The 391-nt window shown below is 56.5% G+C and carries 1 protein-coding gene; it reads left to right on the plus strand.

What is annotated here, in order from left to right; genetic code table 11:
- A partial coding sequence (locus LUU93_RS21525) for a glycoside hydrolase family 15 protein (protein WP_232683224.1) occupies positions 1-391 on the plus strand: 391 nt, incomplete at both ends.

Raw genomic sequence — 391 nt, forward strand, 5'->3', positions numbered from 1 at the left:
GAGGAGCGGTACGGCATCTGGACGTACACGGCGGCTTCGGTCTACGGAGGACTTATGGCTGCCGCGTTCTTCACGGACCTCTTCGGAGATTATGAGCGAAGCGATCATTACAAGGAAGTCGCAGGATCGGTCAAGCGAGGCATGCTGACTCATCTCTGGGATGAGGAAAACGGAAGATTCGCGCGCGGTCTCATCCAGAAGGATAACCGTTGGGTGAAGGATATGACGCTCGAGAGCAGCCTGTTCGGCGTGCTTGAATTCGGCGTCCTGCCGGTGGACGACTTCCGCGTCGTGAGCACGATGAACGCGATCAAGGAAGGATTAGGGGTGAAGACGGAAGTCGGGGGCGTCGCAAGGTACACGAACGATTATTATTTCCAGCAATCCGGAG

The sequence above is a fragment of the Flavobacterium soyae genome (assembly GCF_021245985.1).
Classification (GTDB): Bacteria; Bacteroidota; Bacteroidia; order Flavobacteriales; family Flavobacteriaceae; genus Flavobacterium; species Flavobacterium soyae.